Annotated in this window: 22 protein-coding genes; 12 read left to right on the top strand and 10 right to left on the bottom strand. The window is 66.1% G+C overall.

Translation table 11 applies throughout. The features are described from left to right. The first annotated feature begins 37 nt into the window (after window positions 1-37). Complete coding sequence (locus tag HWX58_RS11160; RefSeq protein WP_171024262.1) at window positions 38-1,081, top strand: helix-turn-helix domain-containing protein; 1,044 nt, start codon at window positions 38-40, stop codon at window positions 1,079-1,081. Continuing rightward, window positions 1,078-2,223: a hypothetical protein gene (locus tag HWX58_RS11155; RefSeq protein WP_138174616.1), complete on the top strand. Its 1,146-nt coding sequence runs from the start codon at window positions 1,078-1,080 to the stop codon at window positions 2,221-2,223. Before HWX58_RS11160 ends, HWX58_RS11155 begins: the two co-directional genes overlap by 4 nt. On the opposite strand, the gene HWX58_RS11150 is transcribed toward HWX58_RS11155, so the two are convergent. The 3 genes from HWX58_RS11150 to HWX58_RS11140 all read right to left on the bottom strand — a co-directional run bounded on the left by HWX58_RS11150 (window position 2,174) and on the right by HWX58_RS11140 (window position 3,629). Further along, window positions 2,174-2,812, bottom strand: a complete 639-nt coding sequence (locus HWX58_RS11150; protein WP_171024261.1) for a hypothetical protein — start codon at window positions 2,810-2,812, stop codon at window positions 2,174-2,176. The two genes, HWX58_RS11155 and HWX58_RS11150, sit on opposite strands and share 50 nt — an antisense overlap. Next, entirely contained in the window at window positions 2,802-3,128 is a 327-nt protein-coding gene (locus HWX58_RS11145) for a MarR family transcriptional regulator (protein WP_138174612.1), read from the bottom strand. Before HWX58_RS11145 ends, HWX58_RS11150 begins: the two co-directional genes overlap by 11 nt. Window positions 3,129-3,305: 177 nt before the next feature. Next, window positions 3,306-3,629 carry a hypothetical protein gene (locus HWX58_RS11140; protein ID WP_138174610.1) on the bottom strand — a complete coding sequence of 108 codons (324 nt, stop codon included), beginning with the start codon at window positions 3,627-3,629 and terminating at the stop codon, window positions 3,306-3,308. Window positions 3,630-3,919: 290 nt separating this feature from the next. On the opposite strand from HWX58_RS11140, the gene HWX58_RS11135 reads away from it, so the two are divergent. The 6 genes from HWX58_RS11135 to HWX58_RS11110 all read left to right on the top strand — a co-directional run bounded on the left by HWX58_RS11135 (window position 3,920) and on the right by HWX58_RS11110 (window position 11,020). Continuing rightward, the gene (locus tag HWX58_RS11135) at window positions 3,920-4,633 is read left to right on the top strand and encodes a TnsA-like heteromeric transposase endonuclease subunit (RefSeq protein WP_212743498.1); all 714 of its coding nucleotides are present in this window, start codon (window positions 3,920-3,922) and stop codon (window positions 4,631-4,633) included. Continuing rightward, window positions 4,630-4,941: a hypothetical protein gene (locus HWX58_RS11130; protein ID WP_138174608.1), complete on the top strand. Its 312-nt coding sequence runs from the start codon at window positions 4,630-4,632 to the stop codon at window positions 4,939-4,941. The genes HWX58_RS11135 and HWX58_RS11130 overlap by 4 nt, the downstream gene beginning before the upstream one ends. Window positions 4,942-5,001: 60 nt before the next feature. Continuing rightward, window positions 5,002-7,137, top strand: a complete 2,136-nt coding sequence (locus HWX58_RS11125; protein ID WP_171024260.1) for a TnsB C-terminal domain-containing protein — start codon at window positions 5,002-5,004, stop codon at window positions 7,135-7,137. After that, window positions 7,134-8,291, top strand: a complete 1,158-nt coding sequence (locus HWX58_RS11120; protein ID WP_138174604.1) for an AAA family ATPase — start codon at window positions 7,134-7,136, stop codon at window positions 8,289-8,291. Before HWX58_RS11125 ends, HWX58_RS11120 begins: the two co-directional genes overlap by 4 nt. Next, the gene (locus HWX58_RS11115) at window positions 8,288-10,378 is read left to right on the top strand and encodes a TniQ family protein (protein WP_175987721.1); all 2,091 of its coding nucleotides are present in this window, start codon (window positions 8,288-8,290) and stop codon (window positions 10,376-10,378) included. The genes HWX58_RS11120 and HWX58_RS11115 overlap by 4 nt, the downstream gene beginning before the upstream one ends. A gap of 252 nt (window positions 10,379-10,630) precedes the next feature. Next, window positions 10,631-11,020 (top strand): hypothetical protein, encoded by a 390-nt coding sequence (locus HWX58_RS11110; RefSeq protein ID WP_175987719.1) that lies wholly within the window; start codon window positions 10,631-10,633, stop codon window positions 11,018-11,020. A gap of 153 nt (window positions 11,021-11,173) precedes the next feature. Here the strand turns inward: HWX58_RS11110 and HWX58_RS11105 are convergent, their stop codons facing one another. The 7 genes from HWX58_RS11105 to HWX58_RS11075 form a co-directional block, all read right to left on the bottom strand. Then, window positions 11,174-11,809 carry a metallophosphoesterase gene (locus HWX58_RS11105; protein WP_171024259.1) on the bottom strand — a complete coding sequence of 212 codons (636 nt, stop codon included), beginning with the start codon at window positions 11,807-11,809 and terminating at the stop codon, window positions 11,174-11,176. 80 nt (window positions 11,810-11,889) lie between these two features. Next, entirely contained in the window at window positions 11,890-12,351 is a 462-nt protein-coding gene (locus HWX58_RS11100) for a zinc ABC transporter ATPase (RefSeq protein ID WP_138174597.1), read from the bottom strand. A gap of 128 nt (window positions 12,352-12,479) precedes the next feature. Then, complete coding sequence (locus HWX58_RS11095; protein WP_138174595.1) at window positions 12,480-13,685, bottom strand: Wadjet anti-phage system protein JetD domain-containing protein; 1,206 nt, start codon at window positions 13,683-13,685, stop codon at window positions 12,480-12,482. After that, window positions 13,682-17,092, bottom strand: coding sequence for an ATP-binding protein (locus HWX58_RS11090; protein WP_138174593.1), 3,411 nt, complete (start codon window positions 17,090-17,092; stop codon window positions 13,682-13,684). The genes HWX58_RS11095 and HWX58_RS11090 overlap by 4 nt, the downstream gene beginning before the upstream one ends. Beyond that, window positions 17,092-17,757 carry a DUF4194 domain-containing protein gene (locus tag HWX58_RS11085; RefSeq protein WP_138174591.1) on the bottom strand — a complete coding sequence of 222 codons (666 nt, stop codon included), beginning with the start codon at window positions 17,755-17,757 and terminating at the stop codon, window positions 17,092-17,094. The genes HWX58_RS11090 and HWX58_RS11085 overlap by 1 nt, the downstream gene beginning before the upstream one ends. Continuing rightward, the gene (locus HWX58_RS11080; protein ID WP_171024258.1) at window positions 17,754-19,190 is read right to left on the bottom strand and encodes a DUF3375 family protein; all 1,437 of its coding nucleotides are present in this window, start codon (window positions 19,188-19,190) and stop codon (window positions 17,754-17,756) included. The genes HWX58_RS11085 and HWX58_RS11080 overlap by 4 nt, the downstream gene beginning before the upstream one ends. 242 nt (window positions 19,191-19,432) lie before the next feature. Beyond that, window positions 19,433-22,000 carry an AAA family ATPase gene (locus HWX58_RS11075; protein ID WP_138174587.1) on the bottom strand — a complete coding sequence of 856 codons (2,568 nt, stop codon included), beginning with the start codon at window positions 21,998-22,000 and terminating at the stop codon, window positions 19,433-19,435. A 638-nt stretch (window positions 22,001-22,638) separates the two neighbouring features. Here HWX58_RS11075 and HWX58_RS11070 point away from each other — a divergent pair. From HWX58_RS11070 to HWX58_RS11055, 4 genes are all read left to right on the top strand, one after another. After that, window positions 22,639-23,658 (top strand): PIN domain-containing protein, encoded by a 1,020-nt coding sequence (locus HWX58_RS11070; RefSeq protein WP_138174582.1) that lies wholly within the window; start codon window positions 22,639-22,641, stop codon window positions 23,656-23,658. Window positions 23,659-23,825: 167 nt separating this feature from the next. Beyond that, on the top strand, window positions 23,826-25,220 hold the full coding sequence (locus HWX58_RS11065; RefSeq protein ID WP_138174580.1) for a hypothetical protein: 1,395 nt from the start codon (window positions 23,826-23,828) through the stop codon (window positions 25,218-25,220). Window positions 25,221-25,447: 227 nt separating this feature from the next. Further along, complete coding sequence (locus tag HWX58_RS11060) at window positions 25,448-25,963, top strand: LD-carboxypeptidase (protein WP_138174578.1); 516 nt, start codon at window positions 25,448-25,450, stop codon at window positions 25,961-25,963. Then, complete coding sequence (locus HWX58_RS11055; protein ID WP_138174576.1) at window positions 25,960-26,304, top strand: hypothetical protein; 345 nt, start codon at window positions 25,960-25,962, stop codon at window positions 26,302-26,304. The genes HWX58_RS11060 and HWX58_RS11055 overlap by 4 nt, the downstream gene beginning before the upstream one ends. Window positions 26,305-26,340 lie beyond the last annotated feature (36 nt).

Genomic DNA, 26,340 nt, shown 5'->3' with positions numbered 1-26,340 from the left:
CGCGCGATTGTCGGAGGCGCTGACTAAGATGGGAGTCATGGCAGAGTTTGCTTCTGATCGCCGGACCGGCCGGGTGATGCTCGGCACGGTCCGAGTTGCGCGTGGGTGGACGCAGGGTGCGTTGTCCGAAGCCACGGGGATCTCGCAAGCGGTGCTGTCGAAGGCGGAATCCGGGCTGGTGGAGTTGGACCCCGACCGCCTGGAGAAGCTGAGCGGTGTGCTGCGTGTTCCACCGGTGCTGCTGACGGTCCCGGTGGATGAGGGAGCGGCGCCGTATGTGTTCCATCGCAAGCGCTCCACGTTGCCCCTGTCGGTGGCGAACCGGTTGCGGGCAGAACTGGAATTGCTGCACTTGCAAGTGACGGGGCTCGTCGCGGGAGACACGCCGGTGCGGCTGGTGCGGCACCCGCTTCCGCCCGATGGCTTCGATACTCCGGAGGAGATCGCGCAGGAGGTGCGTGCGTCGATCGGTATCGCGTCCGGTCCGCTGGAAGACCTCGTGCGCTCGCTGGAGGATGCCGGGGTTGTGGTGGTGAAGCGATCGTTGGGGTCGGAGCGGATCGATGCGATGGTGAGCTGGCCGGAAGGACAGCGACCAGTGGTGCTGCTGGGAGATCACATTCCGCCGGATCGGCAGCGGTTCTCGCTGGCGCATGAGCTTGCGCACGCGGTGATGCATCAGGTGCCGTCGGAGACGCAGGAGTCTGAGGCGGATCGGTTCGCGGCGGAGTTCTTGATGCCGGCGCAGGATGTGCGCATGGATCTGGCGGCGGCACCGGTGACGATCCCGGGCTTGGCACGGTTGAAGTCGAAGTGGCGGGTGTCGATCGCGGCGCTGCTGCGGCGTGCGGTGGATCTGGATGTGATCAGCGAGGGCCGTTACCGGCAGTTGAACATCGAGCTCTCCCGCGCCGGATATCGGAGCGTAGAGCCGGTAGCGATCGCCGAGGAACATCCTGGTCTGATCGACCGGGTGGTGCAGCAGCGGCTGAATGAGGGTGAGAGCGTCGCAGAGCTCGCGCGCGACGCGTTCCTGGTTCAGGACGAGTTCGAAGACCTTTACGTGAGGAGCGCAGCATGACCGATCGGGCCAACATCGAGGTGGTCGACAGCTCTCTGGTTTCGCGGACGACGCGTGAGTCGCTCGCCGGTGCCACGCTGGTCGAGCGCACTTTGGGCGGGCGAGTGTTCACGATGGCTGGCGGTGAGACGATGCAGACCGCCCCGCACGTGAACATGGAACACGGCGGCATGGTGTTGTCGGGGCCGACGGCTCTTCAGACCGCCTGGCGCCTGCGGGCGCGGCATCAGGATTTGGTTTTCCTTATCGAGCCGACTTCGGTGCTCGCTCCGGCGACGGCCGAGCGCCCGTTGATTATCGATGAACCGGTGGATGCGCTCATCGCGCCCACGGTGGAGGAGACTCTCCAGGCGCAGCGCGATGCAGGCGCGGCGGTCGCGGTGATCCCAGCGGGGTTTGTGGACGTCGCAGACCCGGGGGCGCTTAAGGCGGTCCTCGCGGCTGCGGACAATATCGACCGCGACGACGTGATCCTCCCGTTGGCCGTCCATCAGAAGTGGTCGACGCCGGATCACATCTCGCAGTTGATCGCGGTCGCCGCGCGGAGCCGTCATCCGGTGGCGTTGGCGCTGGGAGCGAAGGCGGGTGATCCTCTGAATCTCAAGGGGGCGCCGGAGTCGTATCGCCGGTTCTTCGGCGAGGTGAAGGGTGCGGTGCCGTGGCGGGCGGACTTCGCTGGCATCGATGCGTTCGCGTCCGGCGCTCGCGCGGCCGTGATCGGGCAGATCCCGAGCCTGCGGCGCCTGCCGGTGCCGGGCAGCCGACCGTACTCGAGTCGCCCTGGTGATCGCACGCCGCACGTGCTGATGCCGGAGCTGATGCGATTCGCCCGGTCCAGCGAGATGCACCTGAAGTGGTTCGCCAGCGCGACTCCGTGGCCGTGCCCGTGTCGCCACTGTGAGGGACGCGCGGTGGACTCGTTCACCGGCTCCGATGAGGATCGGCTCCGGGCTCACCTGCACAATCTGGCCGCGCTGGACGAGATCGCAGGTATCGTCACCTCGATGGGGACCTCTCAAGTGGCACGGTGGTGGAATCAGCGTCTGGCGGAGGCTGAAGCGGAGCATGTTCGGCTCGCCCAGCACACGGGTGTCATGATCTCGATGCCGCCGACACTTGCCCGGTGGCGGTCGCTGAGCTGAGCGCCTGGCCGTAGATGCGCTCAGCGAACAGCCAGGAGGCGCCAGTGAACCGGGCGGGCTGGAAGGGCGCCGACGCGGCGACGGTCCGCTCGCCGTTGGCGTCGGCCACCGTAACGCCGACACCGTAGAAGGTTGCTTCGAGCAACAATATCTCGTCGAGCCGTCCAGAGGGGACGACGAGTCGACGACGCCCGTAGGGGGCGAATGTCGTCGCCAACTGCAGGGTGCTGCGACGGAACGGGCCGAACACCGATATCAGCCGCACCGTCACGGGAGGCTCCGCTCTTCGGATGAGAGTGGACTGGCTGCGGGCGACGGCGCGCTCTTCGGCGAACCCGCAGCGGACGGCTCGCCGAGCCAGGCGCCGCTCGTACGCATCGAGGCCCGCGAGGGCGGTGGGCTGATCGACGGGGAGCGTCAGCAGGAACCGCAGAGTGTCCAGGTCTTGTACAGACCCCGCCGCGTTTGTGGCGCGGCGGCGCTGGATCTCCGGGAGGTGAAGCTCGAGGTCGACGTGGACGCGATGGGCACCGGTTTGCCAACTCACCCCGGACGTCCCGGCGACGGTCGTGGAGGGGCTAGCTGTCATAGGGGCCTCCGATGCCCAGGGTGTCAGTCACCTCGGACGTGAGTTGAGATGCCGCCTGCCATACGAGATGGTCGCGACGCTGGTAGGCGAGGGTGCGTTCTCCCTCGAGATGGCCCACGACCTCGATGAGGCCGGCGCGTTTGAGTCGTGCGAGCATGCCGTGCACGATGCTCCCGGCCAGGCCCGTGGCCCGTTCGATGGCGGGAGCGTTGAACGTTGCGTCCGGTGCCTGCGAGATCTGCCACATCACGGAAAGCATGTGCTCGCTGCCGAAGACCGCCTTCGACAGCTCGGCCGCGCGGGCAAGGGTTGGCACCTACCCAGTCTAGATCAAATTCAAGATTCATGAAACATGGAGAACGCACCAGTGTGTGCTCTGGACGCCGCACCTTGCGAATTCGGCAGCGGTGGCACGTGGTGGCGCGACGCACGTCGAACACGTCGCTCACCGGTCGTCGCGACCGAGCTGTGGGTCGATCCGGGGCGCCGTGGGTTAGCTGGCGGCTCGATGCTGCGGGATCTCGGGCGCAGCTTCGGCGTACTCGCGGGCGGCGCGCATGTAGGGGTTGTCGCGGACCTGGTACAGCGTGGTCTTCTCCCCGGGCACACGGCCCAGGTACTCGATGAAATGCCTGGACTTCAGCCTCTTGATGAGCGGGTGGATGATCCCGCCGGGCAGTCCGGTGGCGTCGATGATCTGCTTCGGGGAGAACGGTTCATCGCCGTGCCGGGTGATCTCGACCAGCACGGTGTGCATGTAGCTGTTCCCGAAGAGCGCTTTGGAGTCTTCGGGGGCAATCGGGTGGATCGCCGTCATGCTCCGAGTGTCTCATATGCGTCGGACGCCGCCGACTGGTCGGCGGAGGTTTGTTGTGTATCTGACAGGCGCAACATCGAGCTTGGTAGTGAATGTGACATTTACTAGTGATTAGCTGTTTAGTGATTTAGTACAAAGCTGCTCACTTCTTTCTGTGGCGTCGGTGAGTTCCGCTGCGCGGTCGCGGGGCAACAGCATGTGTTCATGCGCACGCACCGCTGTCAGGTTCCGACCGGGGACACGGGCGATGGTGAGCTGCGGGCCGGGGAGCCGGGTCGGGGATGATCGCGGTGGCGTCGACGATCCGGATCCGTATGATGCAGGATCACGTCGACGTCGTTTCGCTGCCGGATGCCCGGTTGGGGGTGTTCGCGGCGGCGGTGCCGTGGCGTGAGTTCCGCTGGTACCGCAAGCAGCGTCACTTCTCCGGCTCGTACTGGTCCGCGACGATGCAGGCGCCCGTGGGGTACGAGTCGCGGCTGGAGTACGCGAACCTGCTGCTGTGCGACTTCGACCCGCGAGTGGACTGGATCCTGTCCCAGCCGTTCCTGATGGAGGGCGACGATCACGGCACGACCCGCAGGCACATCCCGGACTATCTGATCTCGCACACAGACCGGTTGGTGTGCGTTGTCGATGTGAAGCCGGCGGCGAAGCTGCAGGTCCCGGCGGTGCGGGACTCGCTGGACTGGACGCGGCGGGAGGTCGAGGCGCATGGCTGGGAGTACCGGGTGTGCTCCGAGCCCGATCCGGTGCTGCTGGCGAATGTGCAGTTCCTCGCCGGGTACCGGCGCAGCTTCCAGTTCGATCCCGGGCAGGTCGATGCCGCGGCGACCGTGCTGGGAGCCGCTGTGACGTTCGGGGAAGCGGTGCGTGCCGTGACTCCGATCGCGGGAGAGCAGCGGTTCGCCCGTTCCCTCGTGCTGCACCTGCTGTGGACACAGCGTTTGCGCACGGACCTGTCCCACCTGTTGAGCACGACGAGCGTATTGGAGCTGACATGAGCGCACGAGACGACCTTCGACCTGGCACTCCCTCCCTGCTCTTCGAGGAGGCTGGCCCGGAGCGGTCGACGAGATCGGAGCGCGACCGCGAGGCCGACACGGCGCGAGCATGCGAGGCGCTGGGCATCCCCGTGGCCCTGCCGGTGCCCCCGCAGTCACCGAGAGCGGACAAGGAAGCGGCAGCCCAGCTGCTGCGCGCCGTTGAGGAGTACCTGCGGCAAGTGCTCGGTACGCGCGTCGTGCAGCCACCGGCGCGGCATCTTCGCGTGACGGCGGAGAGCGGCTCATCCCTCCGTGACACGGCCTGAGTCCCGGCACCCGATCCCCGACTACTCACTTTGAGAGGAAGCATGATGATGGATAGCTGGATGCTGCGACCTGGGATGGACTTCGTCTACGACGGGGAGGCGTGCACGGTCGCGGAGATCGCTGACGGGGCGGTGATCATCCGCGACCGCACGGGCCGGCACCGCCGACTCCGGATGGTCGACGTGCTGCGCCCCGCCGCCGAGGGCGGCAAGGCCCACATCCCTGGCCACACGCGGGAAAGGGATGCTACTCCGCTGGGGGTGCTGTGGGCGGACGCTACCGACTCCGCGAAGGCACGCACCATGGAGCGCGCCGACCACGTCCGCGAGGTGCTCACCGGATACAAGTCCGGCACTCCGCAGATCCCGCGGGAGGGTGAGCCGCGCCTGGAATACCACCCGCAGCACAGTCTGCGACAGCGGACTGCGGCGAAGGCGACCGAACTCGGGAAGGGCGAACGGACCGTGCGCCGCTGGGTGGCGCAGTACCGGGAGTCCGGGGAGGCGGGCCTGATGGACTACCGGTCCTCCCAAGCCGGAAACGCGCTGACCGGGTTCGACCCGCGGTGGATCGCTACCGCGCAGACGGTCCTGGATGAGCAGACCCCCGAAGCGAAGGTCTCCAAGAAGATCATCATCGACCGGATCAATGCACGCACCGAGCGCGTCCACGGCCCGGGGACAGTGAAGCGCCCCTCGCGCGCGAGCGCGTACAACGCGCTGGCTGAGCTGGATCGAGGCCGGGCCACATTCACCGGCCCCACCAAACGCAAACGGTCGACCGCGAACCGACCCTCCGCACCCTACGGGCGGTTGTCGGCGGTCCGGCCGGGCGAGTACGTGCTGATGGACACCACGCCGCTGAACGTGTTCGCCGTCGCCCCGGTGACCGGGAAATGGGTGTCAGCGGATCTCACGATCGCGATGGACCTGTACTCGCGGTGCATCCTCGGACTGCGGCTCACGCCGGGTTCGACGAAATCGATCGACGTCGCCGGCGTGCTGATGGAGGCGCTGCAACCGTTTGATACGCCCACGGATTGGGGCACGTCCGCTCGCTGGCCGTACCACGGTCTGCCCGACACGCTGCTGGTAGACCCGACCCGTACGAAGGTGTCCCGGTTCACCCGCGCCGGCATCCTGCCGGAGACGCTGGTCGTCGACCACGGCGCCGCCTACCTGTCGGAGCATCTCACCAGCGGGTGCGCCCGGTTGGGGATCTCGATCCAACCCGCCCGGATCTACCAGCCCACCGACAAGAGCCCCGTGGAACGATTCTTCCGCACCCTCGACGACCTGCTGCAAGAGCTGCCCGGCTACAAGGGCGCGGACGTCGCCGGACGCGGCGAGGACCCCGAAGCAGAGGCCGTCTACACGGTGCCGCAGCTGGAGCAGATCATCCGGGAATGGGTAGCCACCGTCTACCACCTTCGTCCCCACAGTTCGTTGGAGGATCCAAACCTGCCCGGGGTAAAGCTCAGCCCCGCGCAACGATACGAACAGGGCCTGGCTGTCGCGGGACAGCTGCGTCTGCCCACCGACCGGAACGTGCTGCTGGAGCTGCTGCCGGTGGTGAAGCGGCAGTTCAACCACTACGGGGTGGAGATCCACAAACTCCGCTACACCGGCGAGTCGGTCGCGAAGTACCGCAACCGGGCCCGGTCGATCCACCGCGACAAGGGTACGGAGTGGCCATTCTTCGTCAACCCCGACGACCTCACCAGAATCTACTTCCACGACCCCGAGGACCACACCTGGCACACCCTCGAATGGGAGCACAAGGGCAGCTTCGACACCCCGTTCAGCCTGGACGCGTTGGAGTACGCGAAGAAGATCGCAATCCGGCAGGGTCGCCCCTCCCAGGTTGACGACGTCGCCGCGCAGCTGCTGGAGGACTGGGGCGCCGGCCGTGGTCTGACGCCATCGGAGCGGCGGATGAGCGCCCGGATGGCCGCACAGCTGAACGACAAGGAACCGGACCCGGACGGGGTGTGGTCGCTACGCACCGTGCAACGGATGCTCGACGCGGAACTGACCGCCTCGTCTGATCTCGGAACCGAGCTCACCGGCTCCGTCCGCGACCCGCGCCGACGCGTCGACACGCCCGAGACCGGTGATGATGACGACGAGGACGACATCGACGAGCCCACCATCCGCGGCGACTACCACTTCGAACCGATGGAGATGCTCCGATGACCAGCCCGACGAGCGCCCCGCAGCAGCCGCCCCGCCAACGGAGCCTCTCCACCTACGAGGGCTGGACAGACTTCGCCGAACGGCCTCCCCGCGCTCGCCCTGAGGAGCTCTCGCGCGCCCAGCTGGAGTCGTTGCCTGCTCGCGATCGCGTCGTCTACGACTTGGAGCGGCGGGTGTGGCACGCGAACATCCTGCTGCGCACACGGCAGGTAGAGGACATCGAACTGCAGCTGGCGGACATCCTCGACTCCAACCTGCAGGACTCCGACCGGGTGAAGTCAGCCGCAGCGATCGACGCCCCGCCGGCGCTCGGGAAGTCGACCGTGGTGAACAACTTCGGCCGCGTGTTCCACCAGCAGCGGATCGCGGAGGCCGGGGGATGGCTGGACGCGGACAGGGACGTGCGGCACCTGCCGGTGTGTCATGTGACGCTGACGGGGCGGCTGACGATCAAGGGCCTGCACATGATGATCCTCGGCTTCTACGCCCACCCCGCCACCGCCGGCATCCTGCACCGCTCCATGGCCGGCCGGGACCTGGCCCGGGCGGCGGCGGAGTGCATCGAACGGCATGACACCCGGCTGGTGATCGTTGACGACCTGCACTTCTTGAACATGCGCACCCGCGACGGGGTCGAAGTCGCCAACCAGCTGAAGTGGCTCGCAAACGAATACAACGCGACGTTCTTGTTCGCCGGCGTCGCCCTCCGCGCCCGCGGCCTGGTGGGTGAAGGGGAGACCGGCCGGGAGGCGGCGATGGCGCAGACCTTCCGCCGATGGACCGTCCTCGGGCTCAGCCCCTTCACGCTTACCCACAAGAGGGGCAGGGAGGAGTGGGACCGGCTGCTATTCGGCGTCGAACAAGCTCTCGTCCTCACCGGTGCTCGCCCCGGGATGCTGGTCGACCTGTCCCGGTACCTGTTCGCCCGCACCACCGGCAACATCGGATCCCTCATGGACCTGATCCGTCGCGGCGCGTCCCGCGCGATCCGCACAGGGCGGGAGGTCATCGATCGGGAACTGCTCGACGACATCCGCATCGATGAGGGCGCGGAGACGGAGCGCCGCGAGCTTGAGGCGAAGCTGGATCAGCAGCTGCGAAACCACCAGGCACGCCGCCGCAAGAACCAGGACGGCGAGGCGGCCGCCGCATGACCACGACGTCGACGATTTCCTATGAGGTGCGGGTGCTGCCGTTTCGGGTGCGGCCGCTGCCTGATGAGCCGTTCGACTCTTGGCTGGAGAAGATGGCGGCCACCTATGGGGCGACGATGAACGAGATGGCCTGCGCGCTCGGCCTCATCGAGCAGCAGGAGGGTGTGGCGGTGTCGGCGACCGCGTGGATGGCGGACAGTTGGGCCACCGCGCTGACTGATGAGCAGGCGTCGCGGCTCGAGGCGTCGACGGGCATTCCGGCGGATCAGTTCCAGGAGATGACGAGAATGCGGTTCGCGCACCATGCGATCCGGTACACCCGGCGGGGGCGGATCAGTTCGCAATGCCCGGCGGCGGGGACCGCGGGACGCTACTGCCCGGAGTGCCTGGTCGATTCGGGTGGCCGGTGGCGGATGTCGTGGCAGTTCCCGTTCGGGTTCGCCTGTTTTCGCCACCGCCGCCTGCTCGTGGACCGGTGCCCCGTGTGTGATCGTCCTGCCCGGTACCGTGCCCACCCGCTCGCGCTTGTTCCCGTTCCTGGCCGGTGCCACAATCCCGTCCAAGGGCCGGGACGGGGCCCGCAAGCGAACCGGTGTCGGGCCGACCTCACGGCCGACCCGACCCGCACTCCAGTGTCGCGGGCGGTCCTGGATGCGCAGCGGGCGTTGATGCGGATCGTTTCCACCGGCGGGGCAGGGTTCGGGATCTATGCGGAGGCGCCGCAGCCGGCGGTCGCGGTGCTGGAAGACACTCGGTTGCTGTCCCGTACCGCCCGGCACGCGATTGCCGCCGGCGATCGCCTCGACATCAGTCCGCTTGGTGAGGAGCTCGTGGCGCTGTTTAGGGCGAGCGAGGATTGGACGACGGCAGTACGGGCACGACCGGATTCTGCCGTCGGGGCCGCCGTCGGCACCACCCTCGCCGTCACCGCACTGGCGAAGCCGGGCAGTGTCGCCGCGCTGCTGCAGGGGCGGCTGGCTCAGAGTTCGTCGTACACGGCGCACACGCCGCAACTGCAGACCCTGATCGCGGCCGCGCTGGGGCGTCGTCGCCGGCCGACGGTGTTCCTGCAGTCCGCACCACCGTCAGGGGTCAGCCCGGTCGAACGAGCGCGAAAGGTACCGGCACAGTTGTGGGGCGAGTGGATCACCCGGTACGCGCCGCAACGGGTCGGCAGTGAGGTGGTGGCGTCGGCGTTGGCGGCGGCGGTGGTGTTCACGGGCACGAGGCTCACACACTCCGCCGCTCTTGCATTGCTCGATCCGCAGGCGCCGGCCCGCCAGGTGACCCATGTGATGCGTGACCTCGGTCGCAGCTCTCATGACGTGGGCACCCTGCACGCGATCCTCCGGCTGGCCGCGTTCCTCGATACGCATGACGTGCCCGTTGACTACGCCCGACGTCGCGCCCTCGACTACAGCGGGATCCTCCTCGAATCCCAGTGGCAGGAGGTGTGCCGGGTGGCGGGGGTATCGGCTGGGGGGGGACGACGATGGCGTTTGGCCCGGGCGCTCCTGCACCGGACACTGTCGGGGGATCCGATCCATTCGATCCCGCCGGAGTGGGATCAGGCAGGGGTGACCGCGCCGGCCGTCGCCCGCTTCGCCGATGGACTGCCGTCAGCGGTGCGGACGGGACTCGACCAGCTCGCCGCGGACTTCCTTCTCGTCAACGGCATCGATGAGCCCGTCACATGGACACCCGAGCCTTCGGACGGTGTCCCGGACGCGCCTGCGGCGTGGGCGCGGAGCCGCCCAGCACGATCAACGGCCGCGGACGTGATGCCTCCCGATGTGTTAGCGCGGGCGTATGCGGCGGGGGCGTCGACGTACGAGATCGCCGCGGACGTGAACGTGTCCCGGCAGACCGTGGGCCGCATCCTCGCCGACACGGGCACCAAGTCGCGTCGCGGACGACCCCCCACCTTCACCCTCGATTCCGATTGGCTACGCGACCACTATGAGACGCAAGGGAGGACTATGGCACAGATCGCGCACCTTGCCGGATGCAGCGAGATGACCATCAACCGGCACCTGCACGCCGCCGGCATCACCGTCCGCCCCCGCGGGAAAGCAGGGACGTCATGACAACTGAGAAGCGAACCTCCCGTCGGCTGCAGCAAGCCGCCAGGGAACGCATGAAGGCGACCGGAGAGAAGTACACCACGGCACTGCAAGCACTCATCGATGCGGCGCCGTTGCCGAGCACATCCTCGCCGACCGCCCCACGCGAGACACTGACATCCTCCCCTGGCGAGGATCATCCTTCTGACGACGCCCGCGCCCCTGGCTGGGCTCGGCGGCGGTATATCTGGGATGACCGCTGAGGGGAGCTGCAGGGTGGTGTCGAACGACGGTGAAGTGTACGAGAAGCCGTGGTCGGCACCGCACCTCGTGCCGCTGTTCACTGAACTCACCGCTGATGAGACAGCGCCGGTGTGGGCGCGCCGCGCCGTGAGGTTCATCCACCGCCACACCCGCGAGCGTGGTCAGCCGCCGACCTTCCGTGAGGTGTTCGCGGAGCTCGCCGCCCACGACCCCGACGCCGCGGAGCGTCAGGAGGCGTGGTCTTCGGCGTCGGTGCGGTACCTGACGATGGTGCACTGGCGGCGTCGCGGATGGATCCGCTTCCGACGGGAACCGCGTACCCTCCGATCAGGTCCCGCGGCAGGCGAACTGTTTACACTCGGGCCCACGCGGTATACGCCGACGCGGAAGTCCCGCGCCTAGACAGTCCCCGGGGGCGAGTCGGGGTGGGCGGAGTCGAACGCGCCGAGGAGTTCTTCCAGCGCGACCCGTAGCTCGTTGTAGCCCATCGTGTAGAACAGCGCGTCGGAGTTTGAGGTTTCGCTGCCGTCGAGGTCGGTAATGGTCTGGCGGGCCTCACGGATTGCGATGTCGAGCCATGGTTCGGCGTCTGGGAGGCCGCGGATCCACGCGTCGATTTCGGTGAAGGGGACGGGCGTGTAGCCGTGGGCGTCGACGCCGACGTGGAACTGGTGCCCGTTCGGTCCGTGGTCGCGGGCGTGGGTGTAGGAGTGGGATCCCGTCGTCCCAGCGCGGTCGATGGGTGGTGTGCCGATCCGACTCCTGCGAGTCGCCCTTGTATGGGTAGTGAGAAGCGAGGATCCGATACCCGCGTCGGGTGCCTTCGATGACCTCCGGCAGAATCGTCCAACCGGCCGCTTCGTAGAGCGCCGCGAACCGTTCGATCGCCTTCTTCGACTGCGTCGCCGGTGACACCCGGTCGTGGTTTCCGGGGACCAGGAATCGGCGGCCGTGCAGTTGCGCGGTGATACCGATCGATTCCTCGATCGGGCCGAGCGCGACATCTCCGAGGTGGAGCACCACCTCTGTCGGACTGACCGTTTCGTTCCAGCGGCGGATGAGTTCAGCGTTCATCTCGTCGACCGTTGCGAACGGGCGATCCGCGAGTTCGCTGATCCGCGCGTGGCTGAAGTGGGTGTCCGCGGTGACGAAGTCGACCTGGTCGAAGTCGAACCGCGGATACAGGTTCACGACGACGCCCCTCTCGCAGGTGATCGGTGTCTCGCATGATCTGGTGTCTCTAGCGTGCCAGTAGGCGACGACAGGTATCGCTAGAGCTCGTCGAGATCGATCCCGAACTTCCGAGCGACATCGGCGAGCGGGACGTCCGGGCTGTCGGCGGGACGTTCCCGGGCGATGCGGGCGATCTCCTCCGCCTCGGCCGCGTCCTCCACCGCGGCGATCGCCGCCAGCTGCTCGACCAGCACCTCGACGGGCGTATCGTCGGCGGTCGCGCGGCGTCGGATCTCGGCGGCGGCGTGGCCGAGGGTGTACATCCGCTCCCACGGGTGGTCGCCGTGCCGGTCGATGGCGACAGTGTCGCGAGTGTAGCTGCGCTCGTCGCCGGGGACGAGCCAACTTTCGGTGCCGTCCGAGGTGCGGAAGAAGTCGACGTAGCAGTTCCCGCACGGCATCCGGTACACGCCTGGCTCGGTAGGTGCGGATTCGCTGCTCCGCGCGATCATGTCGCGGATGATCTGTTCCCAGTCGGTGTGGTCGTCTGTGTGCGGCACGGTGGTTCCCCTTCCAGCAGAACAGAGCAGTCTGTCATGCCGATGACGCGGTGTCCACGGCATCGGGGATCAGAGCCCGTCCACGTCGGGGTGTCCTCGAGGTGGTCTGGGATGGTGCCACACGAGCGCTAATCGAGGACAGCGGCCTGGTCGATCGCCAGGTTGATGGTGGTTTGCGCTGTGTGCCATGGAATGCGTTCTTGTTCGAGGCGGAGCGGCGGCTGTCCAGCGTCGAGATATTCCAGCGCGGCACGTTCATCTTGCGTGAGGACTGGTTCGGGTGGGTCTACGCGACCGCTCGGGTCGGCGTTCGCGAGTGGTTCGAACTCCCGGACAGTGTCGGCGTGCATGAGTAGGGAGGCGATCTCGGGCACCCTAGCCCGGGCACGCGACAGCAGTGTGATCCCGGCTCGATCGAGGTCTCCCCAGTACCAGGTGCGTGCGGACCGCAGCCATGGGAGCGCGTCGAGCACGTCGAGAAAGTTGCCAAGCGAATGAATCACTACAAGCCCTGCTCGGTCCTCTATTGGCGTCGCGGCCTCCTTGTTCTCGATGATCAGGACGTCATCGGGGGTGAGGGGGAGGCCGGCGACTTCTTCGACGGGTGCTCGGAGTTGGCGGATGCCGCCCACGAGTCGGCGGTCGGCGGGGTCGGCGAGGATGACGTCGACGTGGTTCGGCAGTCGCCGCAGTCCGAGTAGATCGAGGTCGTTGATGTCGAGTTCAGGGTCGACGGCTTCTGCGCCAAGATCAGCCACCCGGTTGGGGATGTCGGTTCGAAGCAGGCAGATGACGATCGCCTTGTGCCGTCCCAGCCACTTGGTGTGGAGACCTGTGACAGGGACTTGGCGGGCGGTGAGCCCGGATGCGGGGTTGTTGCGGAACCATTCCACGACGCGCAGGAGCAGTTCGAAGTCGTAATCGTCGAGGTCGACAATGCGGGGCAGGATCGGCCGCAGCTGGTCGGTGGAGACGTCGAGGTCTGCCAGTTGGGGGTAGCGGGAAATCGCGGTCTGCCAGTGGTTAGCGGTCGCGGGGTCGAGTCCAGCGAGCGCTGTTGGCCCAGGGATGTCGATGTGTGTGTAGACGACCTGAGCGCCAGCGGCCGTGCGGACGGTCGCGGTTCGCAGGCTGGTAGCGGGGTGCAGGTCGTGCCAGGCACGCCACGCATGTAGCCACGTCCGGACGGCCTCTTCTTGTGCGGGGATGGTTGACGCGGTGGGTGGCTGGAGGGGGAAGGTGATCTGTTCAGGGGAGGATTGTGTGAGCCAGGCGCGCCAGGACGACTTGTAGCGGGTGGTGATAAGACGTTCAACGTCTGCGGGGCTCCTCACGCGGCTTCCTCGATACTGAGCGCTTCGCTGATCGTCATCTCGAAGATGCGCACGCCCTGCGGGTTGGCTGGGTCGGAGTTGATGTATGCGACGGTTTCCACGTGGGACTCGAACGCCGTTGCCTTCTCACGCGGCGCGCCGATGATGAGCTGGAACCCGAGCGCGGACAAGGCGGCGAGGGCCCGTCCGGTGTAGTCGCTATCGGCTTTGACAAATCCTTCATCGAGCACGATCGACGCGTAGGTGGGAGGGGCGTCCGTTCCTTCGCCCAGCCGATATCTCAGGGCTGCGCCGAGGATGAATGCGATGAGTTCCTGCCCCTCCCCGCCGCTCATCCCGGAGACACCGTCGTGCACGATTTCGACGCCGTCGGCTCTCTTCTCGATTGCCTTGAACTCGACGTGTTCGCGCGCGTCGAATACGCGGCGACGCCAGCTCTCGCCGGTTCGGGTGAGGTCGTCGAGGAGGGCCAGTTTGCGGCGCAGCCGGTTGAAGTCGCGTTCGATCTTCTCCGCGTCGCGTTCGATGGATTGGTGGAGGGTGTTGCTGGTGTACTCCGAGATCGTGGAGCGGAACTCGTTGAGCTCACCGCTGGGTTTGTCGGAGACGTCGATCGTGAGGGTGGAGTCGACGCGGAACGCCACACGCTCGAGAACCCTATCGATGGGGGCGAGGCCTCGGACGATTGAGCGGCGATCGTCATCGATCTGGACGAGAAGTCCTCGCAGCTGTGTGTTCATGTCCTGGTCGACCTGCTCGAGCCAGCGTTGCTTGGTGCGGGGGAGGTCATCGGTGAGCAGCTGGTCGTGAATGGAGAGCAGCGCCGGCAGGCTGTCGATGCTCTCGTCGATTTCCCTCTGGTTTCGATCCTCCAGGCCGCGGAATGCACGGATGGTGGCGAGGACAGCGGTCTCGAGTGCTTCGCGTTCCTTCCTGAGTGAGACGAGCTGGTTCTGCAGATCCGTGGCCGCTTGCCCGTAGCTGGCTTCGATTGCCGCACGGAGCGCGCGACCCGTCGCCGTCGTGACATCGACGGGAGGTGCGAGGAATCCGAGTGTGCCGGTGGCCTCGCGTTCGTCGGCGTCCAACACGGCGGAGTCGTCGATGAGAAGAGATGACTCGTCTTCCAGGTCGACCAGCACTCCCCACGCTGCGTTCAGAGTCGTGAGCTTCGTCTCGATCTCGCGTGCGTGCAGCTCCGACTCGGTCATTTCTGTTCGCGCGTCGTCCAGTTGCTTCTGGAGTTCGGTGACTTCGGGGGTGTTGGCCTCGGCGATCTCCTCTTGGAGCTGTCGCACCTGGTCGGCTGCAGGTGCCGTATCGATGGATGACCAGTCGAGTTCTTCGAGGAGTGTCGTGAGGCGCTGTGCCCGATCGCGTGCGTCGTCGCGTGTGGCTTGAGCGGTGTTGGACGCGGCGTCAGCGGGTGCCAGTTCCGCGGTAAGCGACGCGAGGTTCTGCTCAAGGTCGCGGCGTAGATCGGCGGTGTCCCAGCCGATGAACGAGTACCTCTGTACCGAGTCGTCCTTCGCGAACCGTCCGAATGCTGCGGTGCGCATCCCTGCGCGGGTGACGGCGCCGTTGAGGTGTGACGCACGTTTGGTGTCCAGATCCGAGTCGCGTTCCACGAGCTGGTAGGAGAATCGGTCGACGAGCTCGTTGAGTACCCACGGGGCGAACGGTGAGTCCGCCAGTTCGACAATCGCCGGTACGGTGCCGGGTACCGGCTCGCGCTGAGAGCCCTGTTCGCGAACGGGAACGAGCGACACGTGCATCCGGGTGTCATGCTCATTGATGAATCGCCGAACGGTGATGAAGTGTTCCTGATCGACGACGAGATCCTTGGCGACGCCGCGCAGAACACTGAAGACGGCAGCCTCCCATGATTGGTGCTCGGCCTTGATCTGGATGAGTTCACCGAAGAAATGCAGCCGGTCCAGCGGCACGTTGGTAGCTGCGGCGATGTCGGCGCGCAGCTGAGCCGCCTCGGGAGAGATGTTGGATCGTCGGGAGCTGAGTTGATGCAGCTCGTGTGCGACCGACTTCCGTTGTCCGGCGATCATGCCCGCGCGGAGCACCGCAGCCTTGGCCTCGGCGTCAAGAGCGATCTGTTGGGTCTCCAGTTGGGTGCGCATATCGCTGAGGTCGTCCTGCAGAAGCAACAGATCACCCTGCGAGGCGGGCAGGGTGCGGTCGAACTCAGATAGGCGACGGGAGACGGCTGCGCGGTGAATGCCGATCCGGTCCAGGTTGTGCTGGGCGGTGTCGAGTTGGACCTTGAGGAGGGGTGCTTTGTCTCCGCCGGCCGAGGTGAGGCTGAGCAGGAGGTTGTCGAACGTTGTCTTCGCGTGTGTCCTTCGCGTGTTCGCTGCCTGCAGATCTTCGTTGGTCTCTGCCGTCGTCAGGCGATTGTCATCGATCCGTGCGCGCAACCAGTCGAGGAGCTTGTGGGCGTGCCAGATCCGTAGGCGCGCGGGGGTCCCTTCGGCCCGCTCCAAGAGGAGTGAAGTCTTGCGTGTGTGGTCTTTGCCCGCGTGCTGGTACTTCTCGGCGAGCTGAGGGAGGCGGGTGAGGGTCTCCAGCTGGCGTCGGGTGGCTTCGTACTCGTCATACAGACGTGACGCCTCTCGGTACGCCTCGAGCGCGGTTCCCCACCGGTCGAGCGCGAGCGGCTCGGTGAGCACAAACTCCTTGAACAGCGCGTTGATGTTGAAAATGCCTTTGGAGGCCTGGGCGCGGCGCAGCAGGTGCATGGCAAGGCGCTGGGATTCGTCGGACTTGCCCATCTCCATCACGGAGCGCATCTTCGCGTGGATCTTGCTCTGTGAGGAATCGACGAGATCACCGCGGCTGGTGTCGATCAGGCCGCTGAGCGTCGTCTTGGTCAGGGGCGATGAGCCGGAGCGGACACCGGTGAGCCCGTTCAGGCGGTCCAGGTCGAAGTCGCCGGAGACGAACCCGTAGATCGTATTCGCGTTGATCGCGTCGGCGCCGGTGGTGTCGCTGGCAACCCATGCGAGTCGAAACACCGTGACCCGTCGGCCATCGTCATGAGCCCACGTGATCGCAGCGCCGCTGGCGAACCCGTTTGTGCCGGGTGGACGCACGTAGGTGGTTGTGCCGGAGCGTCGGTTCTCGTCACGCCGCCGGTCAGTGAGCCCACGCGCGTACGTGTATACGGTGCGCTCGCGCTTCTGGCCTTTGTCGTCGCGTGCGGCCTGGTTGAACTCTTGCGGGTTGGGAAGGATGACCGAGGCCATCGCATCGAGCAGGGTGGACTTGCCGCGTCCGGACGGTCCGAGGATCGCGGTGCCGGCACGTTCGACATGCATGACCTGTAGGTCGGAGTATCCGCCCCAGTTCAGGACCTGGACCTTCTCGATGCGGAACTGCCCATTGATTAGCATCAGGACTCCTCGTCAAGGAGCTGGGCTGAGTTTTCGGTGCCATTCCCGTCATTTGCGGTGGCGCCTGCCCCGAGCCGGTATGCCGCTTCCAGCCGCGTCAGTTCATCGACACCGACAAGAGGTACCACGACTGGCGAGATCGTGTAGAGGTAGTCGGCGTCAGGGTCCTGGTTGAGCAGCCGCAGATCCTGCAGCTGCCGGATGGCGGCGGTGACGCGACGATCGAACTTCGCCTGGTCGCCGTCGTCATCCTGGCGGTAGGCGCTAAGGAACTCGTCGATCTGAGCCCGGGTGACCACGACGAGCTCGTCCTGGGGGTCGGCGTGGGCGCACTCCTGGCAGAGAAAGATGAGCAGGAACGAGGCGTCGCGACTGAGCGGGCGATCTTTGCGGAGGATGCGGGGAGTGTCCTCCTCCATGATCTGCCGTTTGAATGCGACGCCGTGGTCGTGGTCGATCTCCAGTGTCAGGTAGAGATCTGCGAGGCGGCCGCGGATCTCTTCTTCATACCCACGCAGGATGTCCCACACGGCGCGATTCCTCGTCCGGGTGATGAACCGGTTCGTGAGAAGCACGACGAGCGCGCGGCGGGCACCGTCAGGGAAATCCTCGGGGGCGTCAGGCGCTAGCTCTCCTGTATCGGTGGTGCCGTGTCCGTCGCTCATTCGTGCTCACCGATCATGATGGGTGTGTCGAAGCGTAGATGGGGGAGCGCGACGTGGAGTGCACGTTCCTGCGCGGGCTGGAGTGCGACGCGATCTCTGATGTGGTCTGATACCTGGCCGTAGGTGATGGCTAGATCAAGGAGGGAGACGAGTGCTCCCAGCCGTCGGAAGTCTGGCGGCGTCGCGTCGAAGACTTCGCTGCCGGTCACCGCACCGCGCTCACGGATCAGCCGGTTCACGGTCCGGGCGACGACTCTCGGGCTCGTCCCAGCCGCCAGCCGCAACGCCTCACGATCCGCAGTCGGGAGGTCTGCGTGCGGCGAGATCGCGCGGACCTGAACCTCTTGAGGTCCCCGGTCGATCCAAAACTGGGTCTGGGAGATGTCGGTGGTGTCGATCGTTCCGATGCCGAGCACGTCGCTGTCGATCACCGCGGGGCCGGGGTGCCGTTCGACCCATTCGGCGCCGGCGCTGAGCGCCCGGTCAGCGAGGGCGAGGAGGCGCCGGTGCTTCTCGTGTGTGCTCCTGGTGAGGAAGCGCCGCAGTGACGAGGTCCATTTGACGTAGCTCTGCTGTACGCGAAGTTGCGCGGCGAGCAGGGTCGAGAACATCGTCTCGAGCTGCGCCCGCTCGGTCACAGTCATGTGCTCGCGGGCGAACTCCTGGGAGAGGATCTGATCGATGTCGTCCGGGATGGATTGGGCCTGCTTGGACGTCAACAGCCTCGAAAACCCTTGGTAGGAGCGGCCCTCGGGGGTGTCGCCGAGGAGGTCGTGCTCGTGGAGGTAGTCCTCGACGAGCTCTGCTTTGGTAGGACCGTCGGCCATCGCTCGTCGGGCGACTCGCTGGTGACGGTCCTCGACAAGGGTGCGCAGTTGCCGGAAGTCCGCAGGCAGCGTGCGGGTCATCGCCAAGATCTCACGCAGCTGCTGTTGCTGCTCCTCCACGGTAGACAGCCGGGTCCGACCAGACTTGATGTCGTCCCGCTGCTTCTTGAGCCGGGAGATCTCCCGATCGATCCGACGAACCTGCACGCGCCGGTCGGGGTTGGTCATATCCGCGAGCGTGTGGACGGCATGCGCGATGCTCTCTAACCGAGCCGTGGTGACAGTGGTTTCACCGTCGACGATCTCACGGACGAACTGCAGGGCTCGCAGCGAGTAGGCGGAGAGCCGGTATCGCAGGCGGCCAGCGTCCATCTCCGTTTCCAGCCACCGGTCCTCGACCCACTTTTTACAGTGCTCGGCGGGAGTACGATCTCCCGTCATGCTCGGCAAGGCGTCGATGGTCTCAGCGACCCGCTCATGGAACCACTCCGCGGAGACGGAACCATCGATGGTCCCCAGGTGGGTGGCGAACAGCGGCAGGACCCAGTCGCGACTGTATGCGCCGAGAAGACGAAGAGTCGGGTTGGTGTCGACGGCTTCAGCCAACTGCTGTGGTGTTGCTGTCAACGGGTCCCCCCTGCCGGCCTCAGGTGTCGCCAGTATCTCCTATACCGACGACACGGTGCCGCTTTGGCGGGCGGACGGGGGCTCGAGGAGGGCGAGGATGCGTGCGCCTGGGCACCCTCATCCGCCAGATGCCCTCGGCGGTATGTGGTCGGGGTCGGCAGCCCGGGGTACGTAGCGTTCTTGTCGAGGCCGGGGTCTCCTCCCACCCGAACGACGGCCAATCACGCGCCGGCGCTGAGGTACGCGGCTCTGGCCTCGCTCAACTCTGCCCAGTGCGCCTCGAGGCCGGCCAGAGTGGGGCTGACGTTCAGGGTGGGGAGCGGCTGGGAGTGTCCGTCGATGTAGCGGCAGGCTTCTTCGAACACGCGGTTCACAGTCTCGATAGCGGCAGGCAGGGCGGCCGTCTTGATGTTCGGTAGCGCGGTCATCCGCACGTTGGGCTGGTAACGCTGCGTCACCCCCTGCAGCAGCTCAGTTTCGGTGAACACCTCGCACCAGGCCCGGATCCAGTCGTAGCCGGTGCGTACGAGCGCGGCGCGCGCATCACCCTGCTGGGACTTGGCGGCCTGGATGGTCTCGTTGATGTTCTTCTTCAGATTGCTGATGCTGTCCCAGCGGGGCCCGGTAGCTCGGGTGACCTGCCCCTTGCCGTCCTCGTCGGTGATGTGGAAGTACGAGCATCGTTTGGACGCTGCCATCAGGTTCAGCAGTGTGGTGGCGAAGAAGATGTCGTGGGTGAACACGATCACCTGGGTCGTGTCGGCGAGTGCCGCGACACGCTGCGCGACCTCGTTGATGCGGCGATGATCGAGACTGGAGACCGGGTCGTCGAAGATCACCGGTGCGGTGATGCCGGCGAGGCGTGCTTCGGCGAGAAAGTCCGCCATCGCGAGAACCTTCTGCTCGCCCTCGGAGAGGACCTTCGACGGCTTGTGCTTGCCGGTGAGGACCTTGCGGCGGTGCGCTCGTCCCTGACGGCCCACGAACTCGACTTGAAGTTCGGGTGCACGGAGCGCGGTGCGTTCTTCGGCGAACAGCGCGTCGAAGCTTTCGTTGATCATCTGGTCGCTCGCGGTTTTGGCAAGGCCAGTGACCGCGCGTAGTAGCGCAGGCATGGGCTTGGCGAGCAGTGCGAGGCGGTCGGCTTGTTTCGCGTCGCGCACCTGTTGTTCGATGATCGCCCAGGACCGGGCGAGTTCGGCGGCAGCTTCGAGTTCGACCAGTTCCTTCTTCTTCTCAGCGAGTGTTTCCGCGCGCCGCGCGGCTTGTCCTCGCAGTTCCACCAGGGCGCCGCTGGTGGTCTCGAGTGCTTCGGTGAGGCCATCTGCGTCGGCGGCCACGTGAGCCAGGAGGTCGGCTGTGACGGGGGTGTTGTCGCGGAGGTGGTCAAGGAGCGCGGTGGCAGTGCTGAGCGTGCGTTCCAGCAGTGGCAAGAACACGGGCTGCGGGTTGCTCGTGGCGTGGTCGCGCGCGTAGGCGTCGACATCGCTGGTCCGGATGCCGAACACGGGTGAGGTCAGGGCGCTGAGCCGCCCCTTGGCGGCTTCGATGTCGCCGGCGATCTTTTCCTCGAGGAACTCGGAATACTTTCCGATCAGCGCCCGTGCCGGGTCACTGAGCGGTTGGCGGCAGTAGAGGCACCGGTCTGCGTCGTGCGCGTCGTGTGCGCTCAGGTGTGCTTCGTACTCCTCACCGGCCTGGATGAACCGGGTCCAGGTGTCGTCGGGGGCGGCGGGCAGGTCCGCCGCTTCGAACAGCGCCGCGCGGAAGGCTCGATACTCCTCCTGCAGGTACGCCAGGGCGGTGAGCTCGCTGCTGTACGTGGCGGGGCTGAACCGACCGAGAATCTGTGCGGCCGTGCTCGCCTCGGCTAGGACACGCTCGGCGCGTTGTTGCAGGGTGATCTCGGCGCTGATCGTGTCGGCCTCCAGCGCGGCCACGGTGCGGCGCAGTGTCCCGATGCGGGTATCAGCGTCGGTGTGGTGGTCGGCCATCGCCCTGAGCTGGTCCAGGTCTGTCGCGGCGCCGAGCGTCTCGATCAGCGGGTACACCGACGCCGCTCGCGGGAATCGGCCCAGCAGTCCTGTGGGGCCGGATCGCAGGTCGCTGATTGCCGCATCAATGCGGGCCTGGACGGCCTTGATTCCGGCGATGACGTGGTTGAACAAGGCAAGCGCGGCGGGGACGTACACATACTCGAGGTCTTCGTCGACATGGAAGCTCACCGATGGGCTGTCGAAGATCGAGATGCGCGTGAACGGGGCAACCCCCCGTTGCCCTGTCCAGGCGTACGTCTTCGCTTCCGCTCCGAGTTGGTAGCCGATCGTCGCGGACGGGGATTGCGGCGCCGTCGCCTCGATATCCCCGAGGATGACGTCCGCGGTGCGGCTGGCAGCAAGCGCTTTGAAGATTCTCGAGTACCCGGTCTTGCCGGTGCCGTTCTCACCGAACAGAATGGTGAGGCCCTGATGCGGTTCGATGACCCCACCACCGATCAGAGCGTTCACCCCCGCAACCTCTGACAGTGAGGTCACGGTCAAAGGTTCGAGCGCCTCGTCCTCCCCGTCGATCATCGCGAGCTGATCCTCGGTCGACAGTTCCCGGGCGTCCAGCGCCTTCTCTTGCCGGAACAGCGTGTACGCGTGGTCCTCTTCGTCGGAGTTGAGAGGGCCAGCTCCGGTGAGTACGACGCGCACGATGTACCGCACCCATTCGTCGGAACTGTTCGCCCACGCGCCAAGAAGCTGACGGGGGTCCACCCGTGTGTCCGCTTGCACCGCGTCCGTCATCGACCGACCTCCGTCGCGACAGCGGTGTCCATGGAACGCGCTGCTCACCGCCGACTCTATCGTCGCCCTGACAGGACGCCGAGCTGTGCGTCGCGCGGGCCGCTGGAGTTGGTGCGGGAGATGGGGCACGCTGATCGGATGACTGAACGAAACACCTGGCCACGCAACCGGTCGACGCTTCCTGGCGGTGGCCTGTCGACGCTTCCTGGTGGCGGCTTGTCCACCCTGCCGGGTGACGGGGCCTCTACGCTTCCCGGCGGTGGTCTGTCGACACTCCCAGGTGGTGGCCTGTCGACCCTTCCTGGTGGCGGTTTATCCACGCTCCCTGGTGGCGGTATGTCGACGCTTCCTGGCGGTGGTCTGTCGACGCTTCCCGGGGGCGGCTTGTCTACGCTTCCTGGCGGAGGTCTCTCCTCGCTGCCTGGGGGTGGGCTGTATGACGGTGCAGACCCGAACCCGTACCGCTCGAATCAGCCACCCATGACCCACTTCATCCCCTACCTCCGCCATCAGGGGCTGAACGATGTCGCCGATCTGCTGGCGCGTGCTCACGGGCTGAACCTGTAACGAATCACGAGCTCTGCTTCATCGGAGCGGCCCCACGTTCACCTTGACACTCCACCGGGTACCGTCGAGCTGTGTTCTTGCTGCTTGACGCCAACGTGATCGTCGGCAATCCGCTTCTGCGCGGGCGGCAGTGGGACGCCGTCGCGGATGCGGTCGCTTCCGAAGCGCTCGATCTTTATGTGCCCGAGCTTGCGGTCGATGAAGCCGTGGCACGGTACCGCGACAGTGCAGCATTGCGTGAACGCGAGGCGAAGAAGGCTCTCAAGACATGGCCGCCGAGGTCACGGGAACTCGTCCAGGAAGCCATCAACGCTTCAGAGTCCTTCGCCGCCGAGTACGAGAGTCTTCTGCGGGCGCGCCTCGAACAGATGGGTGCAGAGATCGTCGGCTACCCGGAGGTAGAGCATCGTGAGGTCGCGTTGCGGGCGATCTCACGGTCGGCACCGTTCGACAGGGAGGGCAACGGATACCGTGACGCGCTGCACTGGTACGTCTTTGTCGATCTGCTTCTCACGTGCGAACCCGAAGATCCGCACGCGTTTCTTCTGTCGGCTGACAAGCGTGCGTTCGGACCAGCGCGACGGCGCGAACTCTTGGCCGAGATCGAGAAACTCGATGTGGAGTGGGAGGTGAAGATCCTTGAAAGCATCTCCGATTTCAAGGTTCCCGGGCAGTTCCTCGATGACGAGGGCTCATTGGACTACGAGCAGGAGCGACAGCTTCACGACGCGGTACAGGATGCGGTGCTGGCAGGCGGAACACCCAAGGACTTCACTCACTCGCTGGCAGCGAAGACCGAGTTCGACGTTGCTGATGTGCTTGAAGTCTTGTTACTGGATGTGAACGTGGAAGGGGTGCAGATCGAGCGAAAGTCGCGCGATCTATGGATCAACTACACCGCCCAGGCAACGTGCCTCGTGAAGCTCGAGAGCGTCGAGATCCTCGACGAGGACGCCGGCGACTACGCCACCCATCGGGACACCGCCGTATGGGTCCTGGATCTCAGCGGCAATGCTTACTCGTCAGGGAACCGCATCGACGAGGTCGCCTCCCTGCGTCTCGACACCATCGAAGGAGACGCACCGGCATAGATCGAAGGAGACGCACCGGCATAGACAGTGGGCGGGTAGGAGCTACCTCGAGGGCCGCCGGCGCGGCCGCCGCTGTTCAGGTGGGGCGTGCATCTGATCGGCACTCGGCTGTCCTCGCTTTATGTCGGCGGCCTTCGCGGTTCGGCGGTGACGCTCGGCAAGTCATCATGGACTTCGTGTACCGACGCCGAGTGTTCGAGGTTGCAAATGAGCTCGGCGTTGACGTGCGCACCGTGCTCGACGCGCTGCGGAGCCTGGGTGAGGCGGAAGTGCGCCCTGAGGCGCAGCTGAGTGAGTCGCTCGCTCGCAAGGTGCGAGTGCATTTGAATGGTGGCGGGGCTGTGCCGGAGCGGCGGCGGGGTGTGGAGCCAGCGCGCCGCCGGTCGAGGTTTGCTCAAGGCATTCGGGAGCAGCATGACGACGCAATCCGTCGCGTCATCCCCACCATCGCGGCGGGCTTGACCGTTGCCGCTCGGCTGCCCGAGGGTAACGAAGTCATCGTCGCATTCCACAACCGTGACGCCGTCGCGCGGTACGGGTTCTGCACCCTGTCGGGCGGGCCGCTGCCACCCACTGTGCTCAACGCTTCGGATGCACGGAGGCTGTTGGCGCCGTTGCGGGACGTTGACCGCGACTATGTCGCTCGCGGGTGGACGCCACCCAATCTCTACATCGCCTTCGACCTCGCCCATCAACACGTCTGGCTAGGAAGGTCGCTGAAGACGATCGGGCATCCTGGTGAACGATTGGCTGCGGACTCGCTCGTGCGGGTGCCACCCCCTAGCGCCGGTGAACCGCCCCGCATCAACCCTCGCGCACAGCTCTTCACCGCCAACAAAGTGCCGTCCGTCGTCGCGGCGGTCGGCGAGGGGTCGGATCGTCCCGAAGAAGCGTTCCTCCTTCACGAAGAGCTTCTGCGTCTGGCTGTCGACAGCCTCGTCGACGCGGACGTTCTCGATCCGCTGCCCGTGCATATCAACGCGATCTGGTTCTTCGCGCGCCCGATCGTGATGCAGCGGGCGGGCGACAGCGACCGCCATGTCCGCGCGGTCTGGTACCGGCAGGGCGGCTCGATGTGGCGCATACGCACATACGTTGCTGGCGTTGCGGGATCCGGCGCGGTCAATGTCAAACAGGTCGGGCCGCAGCTGTCCGGCCGCGTGCCATTCGTCCCGGTCTGGGATGACACCCGACCGGAACAGAAACTGCTTGCCGCGGTGTGGGCGTTAATGGCCCAGGGCGGCATAACTGAGTCGGAACGCGTCACAGGCGTCGTCGTGCCCAGCGGCGAGCCGCAGGGCGAGCTGACGATCGTGCGCGTGCAAGCGGGCAGCGATCACGTATCCGTCTATCGAGAGGGGAGCGACGGCGAGCCGCCCGATCGTGCGGCCTGGTCGGTTCGCGGCCACTGGCGGCGACAGCCCTACCCCTCACTCGGGCTCGACGACGACGGCCACGTGCGCACCCGACTGATCTGGATCGCGTCGTATGTGAAGGGTTCCCACGGAGCACCAGTCGAACCCAAGGTAATCGTGGTCAGTTCAAGGCCGGGAGAGGCCTGAGGGCCGACACGACCGGCAGTTGAAGGTTCTCGATACGAGATGCCAATTCCACGAGGTCTTTCGAGCGAGTTGCGAATTGCAGTGTCGTGGGGACGTAATCGCCGCCGCCGCCGCTGCCCGCCGCCCGCCGCCGCTGGCGCGCCAGCCAAGGGGCCGCGTGTAGATACGCTCGAAGTGGGCGTATTCTCCGACGAACGGGGCCGCGGTGCGGGAGTCTGGTCTAATCGGTGGATGGTCGCAGCTTCGTTGAAGCCGTTCCCAAAGTCCGTCCGGGTGATCGTGTCGCCGTGATCTCGCCGGCATTCGCCGCCCCAGCGATTTCGCCCGTTCTCCACGAGCAAGCGATGCGGCGTCTGAAGGAGGCGACCGGGTTCATCCCGGTCGAGTACCCCACGACGCGGCAACTCGGCGCGAGCGCGGAAGCCCGTGCGGCAGACGTGAACGCGGTGTTCGCGGATCGGAGCATTCGCGCGGTGCTGGCCGCCATCGGTGGTGATGACCAGATCACTGTCATTCCGCACTTCGATGCCGCCGTGATCGCGGCGAACCCGAAGCCGTTCCTCGGGTACAGCGATAACACGAACCTGCACAACCTTCTTTGGAACCTCGGCGTGCGGAGCTTCTACGGTGGATCCGGTCGACCTCGTCTACCCGTTCACGGGGAGGTGGCTCGTGCAGAACAGTCCGGCGAACCACGACCGACTCTGACCAGTCGCTCGCCTGTGCGCATCACGGAAGCATGACGTCCCCGGTTCGGTTCACCGAGCTCGCTGGGTGGACGCCGCAGCCCTACCGCTCCGTGTTCGTCTGGGTCGCGTTCGAGGAGCGCCTCGTCGCGACCGGCGAGAGGTACGGTCCCGACGATCACGCGGGAGTCTGGACGGCGGACGGGTTCCTGTCGCGGTGGTCCAGTCGGCTCGTCGATCAGGGATGGGAATGGATGGCTCCGCTCATCCGCCGACTCGCGGACGGCGAGGACCCGGAGCACGTGCGCACGGACGCGCTCCATGAGTACGCCGCTCGCCACGACGGCGCGGAACCGAACGTGACCATCTGGAACCTGGGCGTCGACCGACTCCGGTGAGGGCGAGTCAGCCGCGTTGCCGCCCCGCTCGTGGAG

Origin of the sequence: Microbacterium tenebrionis (genome assembly GCF_903645325.1) — a bacterium.
GTDB classification, from domain to species: domain Bacteria; phylum Actinomycetota; class Actinomycetes; order Actinomycetales; family Microbacteriaceae; genus Microbacterium; species Microbacterium tenebrionis.
Note: the sequence above shows the minus strand (reverse complement) of the source record. Positions and strands in the feature narration are given on the sequence as shown.